The 4,157-nt window shown below is 67.6% G+C and carries 2 protein-coding genes; both read right to left on the bottom strand.

All coding sequences use genetic code 11. The annotated features are described in order from the left end of the window. Positions 1 to 195: 195 nt before the first annotated feature. Positions 196 to 2,898 carry a glycerol-3-phosphate 1-O-acyltransferase PlsB gene (gene plsB / locus AC1DQP_RS17520; RefSeq protein WP_256777286.1) on the bottom strand — a complete coding sequence of 901 codons (2,703 nt, stop codon included), beginning with the start codon at positions 2,896 to 2,898 and terminating at the stop codon, positions 196 to 198. Then, positions 2,898 to 3,866: a hypothetical protein gene (locus AC1DQP_RS17515; protein WP_457319995.1), complete on the bottom strand. Its 969-nt coding sequence runs from the start codon at positions 3,864 to 3,866 to the stop codon at positions 2,898 to 2,900. The genes plsB and AC1DQP_RS17515 overlap by 1 nt, the downstream gene beginning before the upstream one ends. Positions 3,867 to 4,157: the final 291 nt, after the last annotated feature.

The following is a 4,157-nucleotide window of genomic DNA, read 5'->3' as shown; positions in this document are numbered from 1 at the left end:
ACCTTGGCGTGCGGCTACGGACGATGGTCAGCGTCGGTCAGCCGGTGCACGCCGTATTGCTTCGTCTCCGGACGCTTTTGCCGCGCTTGCGCGCGGGTACCGACCAACGGTCGGTACCTACGAATTGCTGGCGAACGCAATAAGATCCGGATACGTCGGGATACGTGTGGATGCGCCTCGGCGCATCCGCGTCCGTCAATCCGTGGCGACCGGCTCTTCCGGCTTGGCCGCTTCCGGACTCACCCGTTCGATGGTGTGGCGCAGTTCGCGGCCGAGGATGAACTTGGCATCCTTGGCCCATGCATCCAGGCGCGCGTCGAACAGCAGCTTGCTGTTTTCGTCCGGCCACACCAGACGCAGTTCGCGCAGTTTCTGGATGAAGCCGCGGAACAGGGTGCGGTCGAAGAACTCCGGCGCCGCCGGTGCATACAGAAGGCTCAGGCGCTGCGCAGCCTGCTGGCACAGGCTTTCCAGTTCGGCCGCACCCAGCGTGCCCGGGCCGTTCTTCACCAGCACCGAGATGGCGATGTAATAGCGCTCGAACGCCTGCTGCAACGAGTGGCCGATCGCACGCAGGCGGAACACCTCGTCGGTCTGCCCGGTGTTGCGCGCCAGGATGCCGCCGTCGTCGTCGTTGATGTTCTGCAGCAGGCCCTCGCGCACGAACACGTTGATGGTCTGTTCGATGCGCTGGGCGAACTCGTCCTCGGTCCACGGCAGGAACAGCTCGGCCTGCAGGAACGGATACACCGTGCGGCCCAGTTGGACCAGGCCGGTGCGGCTCATGCGGCGATTGTTCTGGAAGCAGCAGGCCACCCACGAGGAGGCGGTGAACAGGTGGATGACGTTGTTGCGGAAGTAGCTGAGCAGCACCGCGGTGTCGCCGCTGACACTGAGCACATCGCCCAGCGGGTGCTTGATGCGGGTGAGGACGTTGATCTCTTCGGCGTGGGCGATGATCCGCTCCGGCGAGTGCGGTGTCACCGTCACCCGGTCCGAATACGGCATCTCCACCAGCAGCGTCTTGCACAGTTCAATCTGCGCGATCAGGTCGGCCTCGCCCATCGCGTGCTTGGGCGTGGACAGCAGCGCCAGCGCCAGCAGGTTGATCGGGTTGACGTCGGCAGCGCCGTTGATGTGCACCTGGATGCGCTCGGCCAGATGGTCGACCGTGCCCGACAGCCAGGACGGCTTCTCGTCCTCGCCCACCGGCTGCCCGTTCCACGCCGGCGCCTGCTGGGCCAGCACGTCGTTGAGCGCGATCGGCTCGCCGAAGTTCACCACCACCTGCCCGTAGTTCTGCTTGAGCACCTTGGGGATGGACCACAACAGCGACCAGATCGATTCCTTTTCCTTGGGCCGCCCGGACAGTTCGTCGAGGTAGCTGCCGCCTTCCATCAGCTTTTCATAGCCGATGTAGACCGGCTGGAACAGCACCGGCTTGCGCGGCTGGCGCAGGAACGCGCGCAGCGTCATCGAGATCATGCCGCCCTTGGGCTGCAGCAGGCGACCGGTACGCGAGCGACCGCCTTCGACGAAGTATTCGATCGAATAGCCACCGGCGACCAGCTGCGCCACGTACTCGCTGAGCACCGCCGAATACAGCGCGTTGCCGCGGATGGAGCGACGGATGAAGAACGCACCGCCCTTGCGCAGCAGCGTACCGACCACCGGCAGGTTGAGGTTGATGCCGGCCACGATGTGCGGCGGCACGATGCCCCGGTCGTACAGCAGGTAGGACAGCAGCAGGTAGTCCATGTGGCTGCGGTGGCTGGGCACGTAGACCACTTCGTGCCCGGGCGCGGCGGCCTTGAACTTGTCCAGGTGATGCACCAGCACGCCGGCGTAGATGCGGTTCCAGACATGGCTGAGCATGAAGCTGGCCGAGCGCACGGCGGGGCTGGAATAGTCCGCGGCGATTTCCCAGGCGTAGGCGTGCGCCTTCTTCCAGGCATCGGCCGGCTTGGAGTTGTCGCGCTTGGCCTGCGAAGCGATCGCCTCGCGCACGGTGTCCGCGTCCAGCACCTTGTCCACCAGCAGGCGGCGGGTGGACAGGTCCGGGCCGATCACCGACTCGCGGATGCGGCGGAAGTGGGTACGCAGCACGCGCTGCAGCTTGCGCACGGTACGTTCGGGGTCCAGCCCCTCGTTGATCGTGCTGCGCAGCGAGATCGGCGGGGCAAACCGCACGATGGTGCTGCGGCCATTGAGCAGGACGGCCAGCAGGCGACGGAAACGGCCCACCAACGCCCAGTTTTCCGAGAACAGCACCGCGAACCAGCCGCTCTGCTTGTCCGGGGCACGGCCGACGAAGATCGACACCGGCACCAGGTGGACGTCCAGCTCATCGCGCGCGCGGTGGGCCTGGAGCACCTTGGCCAGCGAATCGGAATGGGTCTTGGCGCCCCGCTGCTCGGGAATCAGCGAGTTGCTGCTGCTCCGGCGCGACAGCGCCACATAGGCGCGCTTGCGCCCGGTCGGATCGCCGGCGATGGGCACCAGTGGCGATGGCAGGCCGGCCTCGCGGCAGGCCTTGTCCAGGATCAGCGCGTTGGACAGACCGTAGTCCTCCAGCACGTACACCACCGGGCGACCGTCGTTGTACTGGCCGGGGTGCTCGGGTTCGATCTTCAACGCCAGCCACGGCTCGACCAGGCGGCCGAGCAGGCGCGCCCACCACGGGCGGCGGCCCACCGGGGCGCGGCTGCCGGGGACGATGGCCGACGGCGCAACGTCGACCGGCTCAGCGCCGACAGGCGCCTCAGGCGGTACCTGGCCGGCATCGGCCGGGGCGCCGGTGGCGGCCACGGGAACGGACGACGGGGACGAAGCGTCCGGCGTCTTGGGCGGCTCTTCGCCGGGGAAAGGCAGGGGATTCTGGTTCGGCATCGGCTTCATTATGGCTTAGCCGATGCGGAAGCACCGTCCTTGACCGTCGCGGCCGCCTCTGTTTCGGCGGCCTGGCGGGCGTCATGTTCAGCTTGTGCGGCCTGTGCGGCCTGCAGCAGCGCATCGGCCTCTTCCAGCGTGCGGGACACGTACCAGTGTCCATCGCGACGGGTCATGCGCACCTGGGCCTCGATCTGTTCGCCGGCCAACGGGTACTGCACCCGCACCACGGCATCGTTGCCCAGCGCGGACACCACCTCCCCGCGCAGCCCCGTGAGCGCACCGTCCAGCGAGAGTCCATAGCTGGCCAGCGCGGTCTTGAAGGCCTTGAAGAACGGGCCCAGCCGTCGCAGCGATTCCTCCATGCCGGCCGTCTGCAGCTGCGCGTCGGTGGACAACCCGGTAGTGCGCGCGGTGGCGGTAAGCAAGGTGATGGTGGTGCGGGCACGCTGCTTGTCGGTCAGCGGTGCCGCCGCCGCCCAACGGCTGAGCACGTCGACCACCTGGCTGTAATGGGCGCGCTGGGCATCGGTGTAATCGGTCTGGTTGCGCAGGTACTGCACGCCGAACAGCCCCATCGAGTGCGCGGCCTGGCGCACGCCGGTGGCCTGGCCGGCAATCTGGGTGTCGAACGAACGCTGCAACCGCTGCGGGGCGTCCGGCTGGGACAGCGCGGCGAGCATCGGCAGCAGCTGGCCCTCCAGCGGCAGCTCGGTCAGTGGCCAGCGGCTGTGGCCCTGCGCCCAGGCCGACTGCAGGCGCTCGTACTGGGCCGGCGGTACCGACGCGCGCGCATAGCCGATCAGGTCGTTGTCGGCGACCTGCCGGGCCAACTGCTGCAGCGCGGCCACCGGCTCTGCCGCCGGTGCGTCCGGATCGATCCGATCGCCCTTGCAGGCACTGAGCAGCACCAATCCACACAGGGCCAGCGCCAGCGCATGCCCCCGGTACTGCCACGACTTGGACGACATGGACATGAATTCGGACTCCCCGGGCCGGTCCGCATCTTGCGGCCTGCGCGCCCGCAGCGGCAAGCCACGCCCTGCCCGGATGCAATCAGGCAGACGCAACCTATTGAAGCAGATGATTATTTCAATACGGGTGGTTCGTCTGGTGCAAGAAAGGATCTTCGCCCCTGGGCGGGGCAAGCAGAAGCGTGCTTCGACCGCTTCCAGCAGCGGCGGTCGATGGGTCGGGCGCTGGGCGCCCATGCCCTTTCCGGCGAATGTCCTCCGGCGTCGGCCTGCGGCCGCCCCCTCCCCCTTTAT

Source organism: Stenotrophomonas sp. P5_A8 (assembly GCF_056400545.1).
The sequence above is the reverse complement of the archived record's forward strand: the minus strand, read 5'-3'. Positions and strand labels throughout refer to the sequence as shown.

Bases quoted from the DNA above. Each gene is read 5' to 3' on its own strand.
- plsB (WP_256777286.1), bottom strand. From the start codon at position 2,898: ATGAAGCCGATGCCGAACCAGAATCCCCTGCCTTTCCCCGGCGAAGAG.
- AC1DQP_RS17515 (WP_457319995.1), bottom strand. From the start codon at position 3,866: ATGTCCATGTCGTCCAAGTCGTGGCAGTACCGGGGGCATGCGCTGGCG.